This is a genomic window from Streptomyces durhamensis, from assembly GCF_000725475.1.
Taxonomy (GTDB): Bacteria; Actinomycetota; Actinomycetes; order Streptomycetales; family Streptomycetaceae; genus Streptomyces; species Streptomyces filipinensis.
The window spans coordinates 103,745-118,395 of sequence record NZ_JNXR01000023.1 but is presented as its reverse complement, the minus strand read 5'-3'; the positions used below and the strand labels follow the sequence as shown (position 1 = coordinate 118,395).

The window sequence follows — 14,651 nt, the reverse complement described above, 5'->3', positions numbered from 1 at the left end:
GGCGGGAGAAACGCCGTCCGCGGCAGCCGCTGCAGGACCGCCTGCCGCAGCGCCCCGTCCAGCTCACCCTTGCCGAGCGGCCCGGGCACGAGGTCGATGATCCCCTCCGTCACCGGGCGCCAGTCGGCGAGCAGTTCGGCGTAGGCGTCGGCCGCGCGCTGCACCAGGAAGTCGGTGAGGGGACCGGGAGCCGTGTGCCGGCGGGTGGTGTCGAGGGGGAAGGAGGCGATGAGGAGGGCGGGTACGCCGAGGGGTTCGTCGCTGGGGGTGGGCGCGTGCAGGACGGCGGTCGTCCGGGGGCGTACCGGACGCCCCTGGTCGTCCTCGGGCACCGCCCAGGTCACCGACCAGTGGGGGCGCAGGCGCTCCTCCACGGGCCGGTCGGCGAGCAGATCGGGGGTGAGCGGCCCGTGGGCGGAAGCGGTACGCCACCGTGTGGTGCCCTCCCGGGAGTCCTCCACGACGGTGACGGCGTCCTCGGTACGACGGCGCAGCACGCGCGGAGCCTCGTCGCCGATCTCCACCACGACCTCCTCCAGGCCCGGCAGGGCGAGGAGCAGCGCGTCGTCGACGGCGTTCAGCAGCCGCTCGGCGAGATCGCCGGCGGCCGCGTCCCGCAGGGGCAGGATCACGGCGGTGTCGTACGGCTCCGGAGCGGTGCCCTCGGCGGCGAAGGGCAGCCGGAGCAGCGGTACGTGTCCGTCCCGGCGCCGGACCTCGTCCCCGAGTCCGGGACTGTGCCGGGCGGTCCCGGCGGCCAGCTCCCGCGCTTCGGCGAGGGACCAGCGGACACCGCCGTGCCGGCCCACGAGCGCGGGTTCGTCGGTCACCGCGAGCACGGCGGCGAACCCGACCCCGAACCGGCCGACGGCACCCTGCGTGACCTCGGCGTCCCGCTTGGCGGAGGCCCGCAGCGTGGACAGCGACTCGACACCGGCCGCGTCCAGCGGGGCACCGGAGTTGGCGGCGACGAGGACGCCGTCGCGGAGCGTGAGCCGCAGCCGGCCGGGGGTCCGGGCACGGGCGGCGGCATCGGCGGCGTTCTGCGCGAGCTCGACCACGAGCCGGTCCCGGTAGCCGCCCAGGACCAGGTCCTCCTCGGCGTTGGCGTCCTCGCGGAACCGGGCGGGGCTGGTGGCCCAGGCGTCGAGAACACCACGGCGCAGCCGGGCCGTCCCGAACGGATCGGCCCCTTCGACCGCCGGCCGCACGTACTTGCTGCTCACGTTCCCCACTCTCCTCGTCGACGTGAGGACGAAGGTACAGCGCGGGGTGCGGTACCGGTTCCGGGGCGCCGAGGAGGGGCGGAGGGCGGATCCGTGCCGAGGCCCCCCTCCGGCACCGGGGCACGGGCGGTCGCCGGGGCCCGGGAGGCCCGGGGGGGGCGGAGCGGGAGGCCGTGGCGGGAGGTGGTGGAACGGATCGGCCCGTCCCTCCTTCCGGTGGAACGGATCCGCCCGTCCCTCCTTCCGGGGAGGGACGGGCGGGCCGGGGCCTAGGAGTGGCCGAGTTCCGCTGTGGCCTCGTCGCTCGTGTCGGGGACCGAGCCCGAGTCGCGGGCGGGGCGCAGGGGGAAGGGGTCCACCCGGGTCTCGTCGATGACCGGGAGCGCCGGCTGCGGGGGCTTGGGCATGACCGCGGCCTCCGAGTGGCCGCCGCAGCCGTAGGCGAGGGAGACCACGCGGCCGTCGGCCGGGGAGAACTCGTTGGCGCAGACGCCGAAGGCCTGTCCGAGGGAGCCGCCGATGGGGTTCAGGAAGCCGCAGGTCACACAGGTGGCGGGGGCCGCCTGGGCCATCGCGGTCTTCGGGCCGAACGACTCCTCCCAGCGGTCGGCCGCGACATGCAGGCCGTAGCGGGACAGCACCCGGGCGCGGCGCATGCCCAGTTCCTCGGCGACGGCGGCGATCGAGCCCCGGGACGGGGTCGTGGGCTGGGCGGCCGGGGTGCCGGGGGTGACGTCGGCGTCCTCGGCCTCCGCCAGCTCGGCCAGCTCCGCGGAGACCACCGAGCTCGGCGGCGGCTCCTCCTCGCCGGAGTAGCCCGGCTCCAGGCGCAGGTCCTCCTGGTCGGTGGGGAGCAGATCGCCGGGGCCGAGGTCGCCGGGGCGCAGGCGCTCGCTCCACGGGACCCACTCCGGGGCGAGCAGGGCGTCGGGGCCGGGGAGCAGGACCACCTCGTCGAGCGTGACGACCTTGGCGCGGGAGGCGCGGGCCACGGTCGCGGCCCAGCGCCAGCCGCGGTAGCCCGGTTCCTTGCACTCGAAGAAATGCGTGACAACACGGTCGCCCTCGGACACCAGGCCGGCGTGCTCGCCGACCACGCCGGGCGCGGCGACCTCCTCGGCGGCGGCGCGGGCGAGATCGACCGCCTCGGCGCACAGACGGTCGGGGGTGCGGCTTCGCGTTGTCGCTGCGCTCACAGGTATCGCTTCTCTCCTACGCCGTCTCGTCGAGTGCGGCTGCCTCCGGCGGGCCTGCCGACGGAGCGGACCTGGGGACCGCATCGACGTCATGCATCCGCGCGCTCGGGCGCACCTCTGCCATCCATTCTGCGTTATGGCTGAGATACGCACGCTACACCGAACAGGATTCGTCGCCGCTACGCGGCAGGTTTTCCCGCCCGTCCACCCCCGCTCCCGGGACGCTCCCCGGCCGGCCCGCCCCCCGGACCACCGGCGTTACCCGCCCGGACCACCGGCGTTACCCGCCCGGTCCGTCCCGGTCCGTCGGCCCGGAAGTGCCGGGATCAGCGGCGGGGTTGGCCGCCGTGCGCGCCGTACCGCACTATCGGCCGCCTTCTCGGGGCACTATGAAGCACGTGGCGACCGCGGACAGGCGTGGTGTTCGGGGTGGCGGCGCGAGCCGGGTCGGTGGCGCCGTCCGCTCTGTCGGGCGTGCCCTGCACTTCCCCGTCACCGGTGCCGCGCGGGGCATCCGCAAGGCCACGCACGCGCACGGCGCGGGCGAGTCGGGGCTGGGCAAGCTGATCGAGCTGCACGCGGTGAACGGCGCCGGCGATGTCATGATCACCGTGGCGCTCGCCTCCACGGTGTTCTTCTCCGTGCCGACCGCCGAGGCGCGCGGGCGGGTCGCGCTGTACCTCGCCATCACGATGGCGCCCTTCACCGTCCTCGCCCCGGTCATCGGGCCCCTTCTCGACCGGCTGCCGCACGGGCGGCGCGCCGCGATGGCCGGGGCGATGCTGGCCCGTGCCCTGCTGGCGCTGGTCATCTCGGGGGCGGTGGCGAGCGGCAGCCTGGAGCTGTATCCCGCCGCGCTGGGCGTGCTGGTCGCGTCGAAGGCGTACGGGGTGGTCCGCAGCGCCGTCGTACCGCGGCTGATGCCGCCCCGGTTCTCGCTGGTGAAGGCCAACTCGCGGGTCACCCTCGCCGGGCTGCTGGCCACCGGCGTCGCCGCGCCGATCGCGGCGGGCCTGCACAGGGTCGGTGATCCCTGGCCGCTCTACGGCGCCTTCGTGATCTTCGTCGCGGGAACGCTCCTGTCGTTCTCGCTGCCGCCCACGGTGGACTCGGCCAAGGGCGAGGACGTGGCGCTGCTCGCGGCCGACGCACGGCATCTGCACGGCCCGCGCAAGAAGGACCAGGCGAAACGGCCGGGGCTGCGCACCGTGGGACCCGCCGTCACCCACGCGCTCGGCGCCAACGCCGCCCTGCGCTGCCTGTCCGGGTTCCTGATCTTCTTCCTCGCCTTCCTGCTGCGCGAGCATCCGCTGACCGGCGAGAGCGCGGCGGTCTCGCTCGGGATCGTCGGGGTGGCCGCCGGTGCGGGCAACGCGCTGGGCACGGCCGTCGGGGCCTGGCTGAGGTCACGCGCCCCGGAGGTGATCATCGTGACCGTCGTCGCGGTGGTGCTCGGTACGGCGATCGTGGCCGCCCTGTTCTTCGGGGCGTTCCTGGTGGCCTGCCTCGCCGCCGTCGCCGGGTTCGCCCAGGCGCTGGCCAAGCTGGCCCTGGACGCGCTGATCCAGCGGGACGTGCCGGAGCTGGTGCGCACCTCGGCGTTCGCCCGCTCGGAGACGCTGCTGCAGATGGCGTGGGTGTTCGGCGGCGCCGTCGGCATCGTGCTGCCGCTCGACGGCACCGTCGGCCTGCTGATCGGCGCGGTGTTCGTCGCCGTGGGCTGGCTGGCCACGCTGAAGGGGCTGCTCGCCTCGGCCCGGCACGGCGGCCGCCCACGGTCCCGCGTGACCTGACCTTCTCCGGCGCACCGTCCGGGCACGGCGAAGCGGCATAACGAACCGGACACGGTGCCGGACCCGCAGGACCGGCTGGCGTAACGAACCGGGCACGCCGCACCCCGCGTGGGCGAAGGGCTCGGGGCGCCCGATAGCCTTCGGTCATGACCACGCTGCAATCCGTTGTGCGACGCCGCCGCGCCGTCGCCGTCGCCGGCGCCGTTTCCGCCGGACTGCTCGTCCTGTCGGCCTGCGACAAGCCGACGCCCGTCTCGACGGTCACCGTCGGCAAGGACTCGGTCAACTCCGAGGCCACCTGCTACAACGACGGCAAGCCGCTGGACGCCAAGTCGTTGGCGCAGTGCGTCAAGAACGTCGACAAGGCCGAGTCGATCAAGGTCGACCAGGACCAGACCGTCCGCTTCGGGGTCGACCCGAAGATCGCGGACGCCGGCTGGGTCATCCTCGTGAACGGCCAGCAGTTCACCGACGTCAGCAAGAAGACGTACCGCACCATCCCGGGCAGCGCGTTCTTCAACCAGCAGTACGGCACCCAGGGCGACACCAACACGGTCACGATCCGGATGGGCGAGAAGTCCAACCAGGGCATGTGGACGTTCAAGCTGAAGAAGGCCTGATCACGGCTTCCGCGCGGGTCCTCGTGACCACCGCGGTCCCGGCCGAGCGGGACGCGGTGGCACGGGCGTTCCCCGGGCCCGTGACCGAGGTGCGGCTCCCCAGCACGCTCCTGTGCCGTACCACGGCCGGCTGGGACCTGCTCGCCGCCGGGGTGGGCCCGGCCCTAGCCGCCGCCTCCACCGCCGCCGCCCTGACCGCCGCCGCCCTCGACGGCGCCCCGTACGACCTGGTCGTCTCGGCCGGGATCGGCGGCGGCTTCGCGCCGGAGGCGCCCGTCGGCTCGCTCGTCGTGGCCGACGCGATCACCGTGGCCGACCTGGGCGCCGAGACCGCCGACGGCTTCGTCCCGGTCACCGAGCTGGGCTTCGGGACCGTCACGCACCGGCCGCCGGGGCCGGCCGTACGCGCCGTGTCCGAGGCGACCGGCGCCCGTACCGGCACGATCCTCACCGTCTCCACCGTCACCGGCACCGCCTCCCGGGCCGCCGCCCTGCGCGGAAGGCACCCCGGCGCGCTCGCCGAGGGCATGGAGGGGTTCGGGGTGGCGGAGGCGGCCGCCGCGCACGGGCTGCCGGCGCTGGAGATCCGCGCGGTCTCCAACCCGGTCGGCCCGCGCGACCGCGCCGCCTGGCGCATCGGCGACGCCCTCACCGCGCTCACCGAGGCGTTCGGGAAGCTCGCGCCCGCACTGGAGAGTTGGAACCCACATGACGCACACGACCGCTGAGCCGCTGCAGATCGCGTACTCGCCCTGCCCCAACGACACCTTCGTCTTCGACGCGCTCGCCCACGGCCGCGTCCCCGGCGCCCCCGCGCTGGACGTGACCTTCGCCGACATCGACGTCACCAACGGCATGGCCGAGCGCGGCGAGTTCGACGTGCTGAAGGTGTCCTACGCCGTCCTGCCGTACGTCCTCGACGAGTACGCGCTGCTGCCGTGCGGCGGTGCGCTGGGGCGGGGCTGCGGACCGCTGGTGCTCACCCGGGAGCCGGACTTCGACCTGAGGGGCCGTACGGTCGCGGTGCCCAGCGAGAAGTCGACCGCCTACCTGCTCTTCCGCCTGTGGGCGGCGAACACCCTGCCCGGCGACGGGCTCGGCGAGATCGTCGTCATGCCGTTCCACGAGATCATGCCGGCGGTGCGGGACGGCAAGGTGGACGCCGGTCTGGTCATCCACGAGGCGCGCTTCACGTACCAGAACTACGGGCTGCACAAGCTGGCCGACATGGGCGAGCACTGGGAGCACACGACCGGCCTGCCGATCCCGCTGGGCGCGATCGTCGCGAAGCGCTCGCTGGGCGCGAAGACGCTGACGCGCCTCGCGGACTCCATCCGCACCTCCGTCCGCGCCGCCTGGGACGACCCCGAGGCGTCCCGGCCGTACGTCATGGCCCACGCCCAGGAGATGGACCCGGCCGTGGCGGACCAGCACATCGGCCTGTACGTCAACGAGTTCACCGCCGCCCTCGGCGAGGACGGCTACGCCGCGGTCCGCGGCCTGCTCACACGTGCGGCGGCCGAGGGGCTGGTGCCGCCCCTCGGCCCGGATGCGCTCGCTTTTCCCTGACGGGTGCGCTCGTTCCCCCTGACGGGTGCCTACACGTCCAGCTGGTCGGCGACCGCGCGCAGCAGGCCGGCGATCTTCTTGCCGGAGGCCTTGTCCGGGTAGCGGCCCTTCTCCAGCATCGGCGTGATGTTCTCCAGGAGGGTCGTCAGGTCCTGCACGATGGAGGCCAGTTCGTCCGGCTTCTTGCGCTGGGCGGCGGCGACCGACGGCGCCGGTTCCAGCACGGTCACCGACAGCGCCTGGTCACCGCGCTGACCGGCGACGACGCCGAACTCCACGCGCTGTCCCGGCTTGAGTACATCGACTCCGGCGGGGAGAACCGAGGAATGGACGAAGACGTCACCGCCGTCGTCGCGGGAGAGAAAGCCGAAGCCCTTCTCGCTGTTGAACCATTTGACACGCCCGGTCGGCACCGTCTGTCCTCGTCCTCGTGCTCGTTGGGAAAACTGCCACTGCTTCGAAAGTGCTCTTGATAGCAGTAGAGCGGGTCACCACGACCCGCCGCTACCAAGGCTAATGGTCTCGGGGCGGGTGACAAGACGTCCCCCGGTTGTTCTCTCGCGCTGGGAACTACCCTGGTCCGGTGCGTGACAAAACCCGAACGAATTCCGCCGCGCCCGGTGACGGCCTGATCCGCGCCGGTGCGATCGTCTTCTTCATCGGTGCCCTGGCCACCCTGGTCACCGTGACCCCGCTGTTCCTCGGCGCAAAACCTTTTCCGACGTACATGTTCGGTCTGAGCATGCTCATGGCCGTCGGTTTCCTCGTGGCCGGCGCGGGCGTCCTGCGGTCGGTCGCCGCCGGCCGGCGTCAGGCGCGCGGCGCCTCGGCCTCGGCCTCACCCTCCCGGTAGCCGGCCAGCCACGCCGGGAAGGCGGACAGGTCGTCCAGGACGACGTCCGCGCCGGCCGCGCGCAGCTCGTCGGTGGTGCAGGGTCCGGTCGCCACGGCGACCGACAGCGCCCGCGCCGTACGGGCCCCGCGCACGTCCCCGACGTGATCGCCGACGTACACGCCCGCGCCGTGCTCGCACAGCGCCTCCGCCTTCCGCTCGGCCCACAGGTCGCCCACGACCACGTCCGGCTCGATGCCCAGGTGGGCCAGGTGCAGCCTGGCGCTGGGCTCGTACTTCGCCGTGACCACCATCGTGCGTCCGCCGGCCTCCCGGACCGCGGCTATCGCCTCCCGGGCGCCCTCCATGGCGGGCGTCGCGGCGATGGCGATCGACGGGTACATCTCCCGGTACAGCTCCGCCATCGCGGGCACCTGCTCGGCCGGGAACCAGTTGACCAGCTCCGCCACGAGCGGCGGACCGAGCCGGCTCACCGCCAGGTCGGCGTCGATGAATGTCCCGGTCCGCTCCGCCAGCGCCAGGTAGCACGCATGGATGCCCGGCCGGGAGTCGATGAGGGTCATGTCGAGATCGAAGCCGACGGTGAGAATCATATCGGCCATTGTGTCAGCGCGGTCGAGGGTGCCTTCCCGGGCAGCGCCGCGGGAGCCCTCGCCTGGCCGGGTGCGGGTCGTCGGTGGCTGACCAGCCACAGCGGGCCCGGACGCGTACCTCAGCTCACCTGGTCCTTTGTGAGCGCCAGACCAGGTACAGCGCCGAGGCGACCGCCGCGCCCCGGACCACCCACGGCCAGGTCTGGGCGAGCGCGTCGGTCATGTGGCCCTGGGCGATCGGGGCGCCCCAGCGGCCGTTGACCCTGCCCCACAGCCACACCAGCCCGGCCCCGGCCGCCGCACCCGGCAGCACCATCACGGCCCACTTGGTCTCCGCGGGGGTCAGCCGCCGGGAGCCGTAGGCGATCGCCCAGCCCAGGATCAGGGCGAACCAGTTGCCGAGGACCGCGCCGGTGACCAGCGCGGCGGCGGCCAGCAGCAGGAGGGGGTTGGTCCAGCCGGCCGCGGGGCGCGGGAGCAGTCTGCGGCGCGGTGCGGGCTCGGCCTCGGTGGCCTCCGGTTCCGGCGCCGCCGTCCGAGGGGCGGGACCGGCCGTCTCCTCCGCCGGCTCCGGCGGCCGTCTGAGCAGCTCCGGGATCTCCACCCCGCCGACGAACCCCGGCACCGAGTCGGTCTCGGCGGCCGGCCCGCCGGGCCCGCCGAAGGGGCTCCCGAGGGGGCTGCCCCCCACTCGCCACCAGTCGGGCTGTACGGCGCTGTCCCCGAGCTCGTGCGCGGCGGCCAGGTGCGGCGGTGACGGGGCGGGCCGTGCCGCGGGGGGCTCGGGCTCGGCGGGGCGGGGCCGCGGGACGATCCGGCGCAGGCCCTTGCGCCGTTCCCCGCCCTCCTCCCGGCGCCGTTCCTCCGCGGGCCCCGGTCTGCGCTCACGCGGCGCCGGCTGGGCGGGCACGGCGGACGGCGGCTGCGAGACCCGGCCGGCACCCGGGGCTCCGAACGCGCCGGACGGGCCGCCCGCCGCCTCGACGACCTCGTCCGGGCTGCCCAGCCGGTCCAGGATGCGGCGGACCGCGGCGGGACTGTCGACCGTCGCCCTGGCCCGGTGCCGGTCGATCTCGTTGCGCAGCTCCGACACGAGCCGCATCCGCGTGGCCGACGACAGCTGCCGCTGCTGAGCGATGTCCCCGACACGGCTCAGGTACTCGTAGACGACCTGGTCGCTCTCGATCCCCAACGGAAAACCCCTCCGGGGTGACGGTGATGAAACCCCGTGAGGACGGTAGCGCAGAGTCGTGACGGCGAACCGTTCCCCGCGGTGCGCGGGCGCAGCCCCCGACGACGGCAACCGCTACCGTGGGTCAGATGAGCCAAGCGGCCCACCCAGCCCCCCGTTCCCTCGCGGAGTCGCTCCGCGCGTGGGACGACTTCTCCCTGGCCGCGCTGCTGCGCAGCCGCCCCGACCTCATCACGCCCGTGCCCACCGACCTCACCCAGCTGGCCACCCGGGCCGGTACCCGCGCCTCGGTGCTGCGCGCGCTGGAGCGGCTGGACCGGTTCGCGCTGCAGACGGCGGAGGCGCTGGCCGTGGCCCCGGACCCGGCGTCGTACGACGTGCTGCTCGGGCTGATGGCCGGGGACGCCGGGGACGCCACGGTCGCCGTCGCGCTGCCGCCCGCCCTGGCCACCCTGCGCGAGCAGGCGCTGGTGTGGGGTGACGACGAGCGGCTGCGGCTGGTGCGGACCGCCCGCGAGCTGCTCGCCCCCTCCCCGCAGCACCCCTCCCCGACCGGTCTCGGCCCGACCGTGCTGGAGGCCGCCTCGGGCATGTCGCCGGGCCGCATCCAGGAGATCGTCGCGGCCGCCGGGCTGCCCTCGACGCATGACTCGGTGTCCGCCCTGACCGCGCTCACCGCGCTGTTCGCCGACCGGAAGAAGATGGCCGCGCTGCTCGCCGGCGCCCCGGAGGCGGCCCGCGAGGTGCTGGCGCGGCTGGTGTGGGGACCGCCCTACGGGCAGGTCACCGCGGACCCGGCCGCGCATCTGCGCTGGCTGCTCGACCGCGGTCTGCTGCTGCCGGCCGCTCCCGGCACGGTCGTGCTGCCCCGCGAGGTGGCCCTTCATCTGCGCCAGGGCCACGCCCACCGCACCCCCGAGCCGCTGCCGCCCGCCGTGGAACCGGCCGCCACCCACGCTCCCCAGGTGGTGGACGCGACGGCGGCCGGGCAGGCGTACACCGCCCTCGCCACCGTCGAGGAGCTGCTGAAGGACTGGGACGAGGGCGGCCCGGCCGTGCTGCGGGCCGGGGGCCTGAGCGTCCGTGACCTGAAGCGGACCGCCGTCGCCCTGGACGTGTCCGAGCCGGTCGCCGCGTTCTGGGTGGAGCTGGCGTACGCGGCGGGGCTGATCGCCTCCGACGGCGAGGCCGACGAGCGGTACGCGGCCACGCCCGCCTACGACGAGTGGCTGGAGCGGCCCCCCGCCGAGCGCTGGGCCCAGCTCGCCGAGGCCTGGCTGGCGGCCACCCGGACGCCTGGGGTGGTCGGCGGCCGGGACGCGAAGGACCGCGCGCTCGCCGCGCTCGGCCCCGGCCTGGACCGCTCGGCCGCGCCCGAGGTACGGCACCGGGTGCTGACCCTGCTGGCCGGGCTGCCGGCGGGCGCGGCTCCGGACACCGACTCGGTGCTGGCCCGGCTGCGCTGGGAACGGCCGCTGCGCGGACCCCGGCAGCGGGACGACGACGAGGACCTGCGTTCCCGGCTGGCCCGCTGGACCCTGTCCGAGGCCGAGCTGCTGGGCGTCACCGGGCGGGCCGCGCTGTCCGCGCACGGCCGGGCCCTGCTGGGCACCACCGCGGCGGGGACGGGCACGCGCGGCACCTCCGCCTCAGCCGCCACCGGCGCGCTGCCGGGCACCTCCGCCGCGGGCGCCCGCGCGGCCGCCGGCTCGTCCAGGTCCGCCGACGCCGGCGGCTCCGCCGCGTCGGCCGGGGCCACCGGGCCGCTCGGCCCGGGTGACAAGCTGCCCGTCCACCATCACCACCGGCCGGCCGCGGCGCCCACCCCTCTCTCGCCGGCGGAGCAGTCGGCGGCGACGGCCGCCGCCGCCCGCCTCCTCGCCCCGCTCCTGCCCGAACCGCTGGACCACGTCCTGCTCCAGGCCGATCTGACGGCGGTGGCGCCCGGCCCGCTGCAGCGTCCGCTCGCCGAGGTGCTGGGGGTGCTCGCGGACGTCGAGTCCAAGGGCGGCGCGACCGTGTACCGCTTCACCCCGGCCTCGGTACGACGCGCTCTGGACGCCGGTCGCAGCGCCGCCGACCTGCACGCGTTCCTCGCCGGGCACTCCCGCACCCCGGTCCCGCAGCCGCTCGCCTATCTGATCGACGACGTGGCCCGCAAGCACGGTCACCTCCGGGTCGGGGCGGCGTCGGCGTACGTCCGCTGCGACGACGACACCCTGCTGAACGAGATCCTGGCCGACCGGCGCGCCGCGGCCCTGCGCCTGCGCCGCCTGGCCCCGACCGTGCTGGCCGCCCCCTGCGATCCGGCGACCCTGCTGGAGGGCCTGCGGGCGATGGGGTACGCACCGGCCGCGGAGTCCGCCGAGGGGGACGTGCTGATCGCCCGTGCGCACGCCCACCGGACCCCGCCGCGCACCGCCCCCGAGCCCGTCCCGGACGGCCCGCCGGCGCCCGACGCCACGCTGCTCACGGCGGCGATCCGCGCGATCCGCGCGGGTGACCTGGCCGCCACCACCCCGCGCAAGCCGGTCGGCGGGTCCGGTGGCGGCCCCCTGGCGGGTGGCGAGCTGCCCCGCACCTCCTCCGCCGAGACCCTGGCCACGATGCAGGCCGCCGTCCTGACCGGCGACTCGCTGTGGATCGGTTACGTCAACGCCGAGGGCACCGCCAGCCAGCGCGTGATCGCCCCCGTCCGCGTCGAGGGCGGCTTCGTCACGGCGTACGACCACACGGCGGACGAGGTCCGCACCTATCCGCTGCACCGGATCACGGGGGTGGCGGAGCTGGCGGAGGACTGACCCGGTCCAGCGGCCGATGCGGCACACTGGACGTTTGGCCGTAGGGAAAGGGTGTACCGCGCGTGAATGGTCCACTGATCGTCCAGTCCGACAAGACCCTGCTCCTGGAGGTCGACCACGAGCGGGCCGACGACTGTCGCCGGGCCATCGCGCCCTTCGCCGAGCTGGAGCGGGCGCCCGAGCACATCCACACCTACCGGGTCACCCCGCTCGGGCTGTGGAACGCGCGTGCCGCCGGGCACGACGCCGAGCAGGTCGTGGACGCGCTGGTGCAGTACAGCCGGTATCCGGTGCCGCACGCGCTGCTCGTGGACATCGCCGAGACCATGGACCGGTACGGACGGCTCACGCTCAGCAAGCACCCCGCGCACGGGCTCGTGCTGAGCACCACCGACCGGCCGGTGCTGGAGGAGGTGCTGAAGTCCAAGCGGATCGCCCCGCTGGTCGGGGCGCGGATCGACCCGGACACCGTCGTGGTGCACCCGTCCGAGCGCGGGCAGATCAAGCAGATGCTGCTGAAGCTGGGCTGGCCGGCCGAGGACCTCGCCGGGTACGTCGACGGCGAGGCGCATCCGATCGAGCTGCTGGAGGAGGGCTGGGCCCTGCGGCCGTACCAGAAGCAGGCCGTGGAGAACTTCTGGCACGGCGGGAGCGGGGTCGTGGTGCTGCCCTGCGGCGCGGGCAAGACGCTGGTCGGTGCCGGGTCCATGGCGCAGGCGAAGTCGACCACCCTCATCCTCGTCACGAACACCGTCTCCGCCCGGCAGTGGAAGCACGAGCTGGTGAAGCGGACCTCGCTGACCGAGGACGAGATCGGTGAGTACAGCGGGACACGCAAGGAGATCCGGCCGGTCACCATCGCCACCTACCAGGTGCTCACGACCCGGCGGAAGGGTGTCTATCCGCACCTGGAGCTGTTCGACTCCCGGGACTGGGGGCTGATCGTCTACGACGAGGTGCATCTGCTGCCGGCTCCTGTCTTCAAGTTCACCGCCGATCTGCAGGCGCGGCGGCGGCTCGGCCTGACGGCGACCCTCGTGCGCGAGGACGGCCGGGAGTCGGACGTGTTCTCGCTCATCGGTCCGAAGCGGTTCGACGCGCCCTGGAAGGAGATCGAGGCGCAGGGGTACATCGCGCCGGCCGACTGCGTCGAGGTGCGGGTGAACCTGACGGACTCCGAGCGGCTGGCGTACGCGACGGCCGAGACGGAGGAGAAGTACCGCTTCTGTGCCACCACCGACACCAAGCGGCGGGTGACGGAGGCGATCGTCCGCCGGTTCGCCGGCCAGCAGATCCTCGTCATCGGGCAGTACATCGACCAACTCGACGAGCTCGGCGAGCACTTGAACGCGCCCGTCATCAAGGGCGAGACCTCCAACGCCCAGCGCGAGAAGCTCTTCGACGCCTTCCGTGAGGGCGAGATCAGCGTGCTGGTCGTCTCCAAGGTCGCCAACTTCTCCATCGACCTGCCCGAGGCCACCGTCGCCATCCAGGTGTCCGGCACCTTCGGCTCGCGCCAGGAGGAGGCGCAGCGGCTCGGCCGGGTGCTGCGCCCGAAGGCCGACGGCCACCAGGCGCACTTCTACTCGGTCGTCGCCCGCGACACCATCGACCAGGACTTCGCCGCCCACCGCCAGCGTTTCCTGGCCGAGCAGGGCTACGCCTACCGGATCGTCGACGCCGACGAGATCCTGGCGGAGGGCACCGGCTGACCCGCCGGGAGCGCCGCCGCCGCGATCAGCGCCAGCCCCAGCAGGGGGTACGGCGAGGCCAGTGGCTGTTGCCACCAGGGCAGGTGCAGGTCGCGGTCGCCCTCGTGGGGGACCAGCCACAGGGTGCGGGCGGTGAAGACCGTGACGGTCAGGGCCGCCAGGCGCACGCGGCCCTCGGCGACGAGGACCGCGAGCAGCGGGACGCACCACACCCAGTGGTGGGACCAGCTGATCGGTGAGACCAGCAGGGCCGTGAACGCCGCGAGCAGGACGCCGTGGCGTTCCTCGCGGGCGCGCGCCGCCAGGCACAGTCCGGCCGCGCCGACGGCGATTGCGGGCAGCAGCCAGGCGGGGCCCGGTGCCGGGGTGCCGAGCGCCCTCGCGATCAGGCCCCGCAGGGACTGGTTGTCCACGATCCACGCCTTGCCGATCCGGTCGGTCTCGAACAGCCGCCGGGTCCAGAAGTCGGCGCTCGCGGCCGGGAGCAGCAGTGCGCCGAGCAGGACGGTGCCGGCGAAGGCAGCCGTCGCCGTCGCCGCCTCCCGGTCCCGGCCCCTGAGGAACAGGTACGGCACGAACACCGCCGGGGTGAGCTTGATGCCGGCCGCGATGCCCAGGGCGACGCCCTTGCCCCGGGCGCCCGGGGGTCTGGTGAGGTCGCCGAGCACCAGGCAGGCGACGGCGAGGTTGATCTGGCCGAACAGGACGGTCTGGAAGACCGGTTCGAGCCAGAGGGACAGTGCGAGGGCCGTCTGAAGCAGGGGTGCGGGGGCCGCGGCGCCGGCGAGGCGGGCCGACAGGGCGGCCAGGGTCGCGAGCAGGAGCGCGTTGCCCGTGAGGGCGGCCGCCTTCAGGGCCGGGAGGGGGAGCCAGGTGGCGGGGACGAACAGGATCGCCGCGAAGGGCGGGTAGGTCGCGGGGAGCCGCCACCGGGTGACGGTGAAGCCGTACAGGTCGGTGCCGTGGACGACGGCTTCGCCCTGGGCCCGGTAGACCAGCAGGTCGGCCATGGGTGCGTGCCGCAGGACGCTCAGGGTGACGAAGACGGTCAGGGAGGTCGCGAGCAGGAGTGTCGGCATCCGTTTCCCCACGGATG

13 protein-coding genes are annotated in these 14,651 nt (G+C 74.4%); 7 read left to right on the top strand and 6 right to left on the bottom strand.

Features of this window, described 5'->3' with window-relative positions; translation table 11 throughout:
• Positions 1-1,226: sacsin N-terminal ATP-binding-like domain-containing protein (locus IO33_RS0130840; protein WP_031171010.1), on the bottom strand; the 1,226-nt coding region annotated here is incomplete at its 3' end.
• A gap of 269 nt (positions 1,227-1,495) precedes the next feature.
• A complete protein-coding gene (locus tag IO33_RS0130835; protein WP_031171008.1) occupies positions 1,496-2,422 on the bottom strand; it encodes a DUF3027 domain-containing protein in 927 nt (308 codons plus the stop codon).
• Positions 2,423-2,811: 389 nt separating this feature from the next.
• On the opposite strand from IO33_RS0130835, the gene IO33_RS0130830 reads away from it, so the two are divergent.
• From IO33_RS0130830 to IO33_RS0130815, 4 genes are all read left to right on the top strand, one after another.
• Entirely contained in the window at positions 2,812-4,215 is a 1,404-nt protein-coding gene (locus tag IO33_RS0130830; protein ID WP_031171005.1) for an MFS transporter, read from the top strand.
• A gap of 146 nt (positions 4,216-4,361) precedes the next feature.
• A complete protein-coding gene (locus tag IO33_RS0130825) occupies positions 4,362-4,835 on the top strand; it encodes a hypothetical protein (protein ID WP_031171003.1) in 474 nt (157 codons plus the stop codon).
• Complete coding sequence (locus tag IO33_RS0130820; RefSeq protein ID WP_280921851.1) at positions 4,808-5,563, top strand: futalosine hydrolase; 756 nt, start codon at positions 4,808-4,810, stop codon at positions 5,561-5,563. The genes IO33_RS0130825 and IO33_RS0130820 overlap by 28 nt, the downstream gene beginning before the upstream one ends.
• The gene (locus tag IO33_RS0130815) at positions 5,544-6,404 is read left to right on the top strand and encodes a 1,4-dihydroxy-6-naphtoate synthase (RefSeq protein WP_031170999.1); all 861 of its coding nucleotides are present in this window, start codon (positions 5,544-5,546) and stop codon (positions 6,402-6,404) included. The genes IO33_RS0130820 and IO33_RS0130815 overlap by 20 nt, the downstream gene beginning before the upstream one ends.
• 29 nt (positions 6,405-6,433) lie before the next feature.
• Here IO33_RS0130815 and IO33_RS53615 read toward each other — a convergent pair whose 3' ends face one another.
• Positions 6,434-6,817 carry a cold-shock protein gene (locus IO33_RS53615; protein WP_031170997.1) on the bottom strand — a complete coding sequence of 128 codons (384 nt, stop codon included), beginning with the start codon at positions 6,815-6,817 and terminating at the stop codon, positions 6,434-6,436.
• Between the two features lie 170 nt (positions 6,818-6,987).
• Between IO33_RS53615 and IO33_RS0130805 the strand changes: the two genes are divergently transcribed.
• Positions 6,988-7,257, top strand: a complete 270-nt coding sequence (locus IO33_RS0130805; RefSeq protein WP_031170995.1) for a hypothetical protein — start codon at positions 6,988-6,990, stop codon at positions 7,255-7,257.
• On the opposite strand, the gene IO33_RS0130800 is transcribed toward IO33_RS0130805, so the two are convergent.
• Together IO33_RS0130800 and IO33_RS0130795 are read right to left on the bottom strand one after the other, a co-directional pair.
• Positions 7,215-7,859: an HAD family hydrolase gene (locus IO33_RS0130800; protein ID WP_031170992.1), complete on the bottom strand. Its 645-nt coding sequence runs from the start codon at positions 7,857-7,859 to the stop codon at positions 7,215-7,217. The two genes, IO33_RS0130805 and IO33_RS0130800, sit on opposite strands and share 43 nt — an antisense overlap.
• A 115-nt stretch (positions 7,860-7,974) precedes the next feature.
• Positions 7,975-9,042, bottom strand: a complete 1,068-nt coding sequence (locus tag IO33_RS0130795; protein WP_031170990.1) for a hypothetical protein — start codon at positions 9,040-9,042, stop codon at positions 7,975-7,977.
• A gap of 128 nt (positions 9,043-9,170) precedes the next feature.
• Between IO33_RS0130795 and IO33_RS0130790 the strand changes: the two genes are divergently transcribed.
• Positions 9,171-11,843 carry a helicase-associated domain-containing protein gene (locus IO33_RS0130790; protein WP_031170987.1) on the top strand — a complete coding sequence of 891 codons (2,673 nt, stop codon included), beginning with the start codon at positions 9,171-9,173 and terminating at the stop codon, positions 11,841-11,843.
• Between the two features lie 62 nt (positions 11,844-11,905).
• Positions 11,906-13,555 (top strand): DNA repair helicase XPB, encoded by a 1,650-nt coding sequence (locus IO33_RS0130785; protein WP_031170985.1) that lies wholly within the window; start codon positions 11,906-11,908, stop codon positions 13,553-13,555.
• Here the strand turns inward: IO33_RS0130785 and IO33_RS0130780 are convergent.
• The gene (locus IO33_RS0130780; protein ID WP_051927074.1) at positions 13,507-14,634 is read right to left on the bottom strand and encodes a glycosyltransferase 87 family protein; all 1,128 of its coding nucleotides are present in this window, start codon (positions 14,632-14,634) and stop codon (positions 13,507-13,509) included. The two genes, IO33_RS0130785 and IO33_RS0130780, sit on opposite strands and share 49 nt — an antisense overlap.
• Positions 14,635-14,651 lie beyond the last annotated feature (17 nt).

Coding starts and splice junctions, on each gene's coding strand:
- IO33_RS0130830 (WP_031171005.1), top strand. CDS start 2,812: ATGAAGCACGTGGCGACCGCGGACAGGCGTGGTGTTCGGGGTGGCGGC.
- IO33_RS0130790 (WP_031170987.1), top strand. CDS start 9,171: ATGAGCCAAGCGGCCCACCCAGCCCCCCGTTCCCTCGCGGAGTCGCTC.
- IO33_RS0130825 (WP_031171003.1), top strand. CDS start 4,362: ATGACCACGCTGCAATCCGTTGTGCGACGCCGCCGCGCCGTCGCCGTC.
- IO33_RS0130815 (WP_031170999.1), top strand. CDS start 5,544: ATGACGCACACGACCGCTGAGCCGCTGCAGATCGCGTACTCGCCCTGC.
- IO33_RS0130800 (WP_031170992.1), bottom strand. CDS start 7,859: ATGGCCGATATGATTCTCACCGTCGGCTTCGATCTCGACATGACCCTC.
- IO33_RS0130780 (WP_051927074.1), bottom strand. CDS start 14,634: ATGCCGACACTCCTGCTCGCGACCTCCCTGACCGTCTTCGTCACCCTG.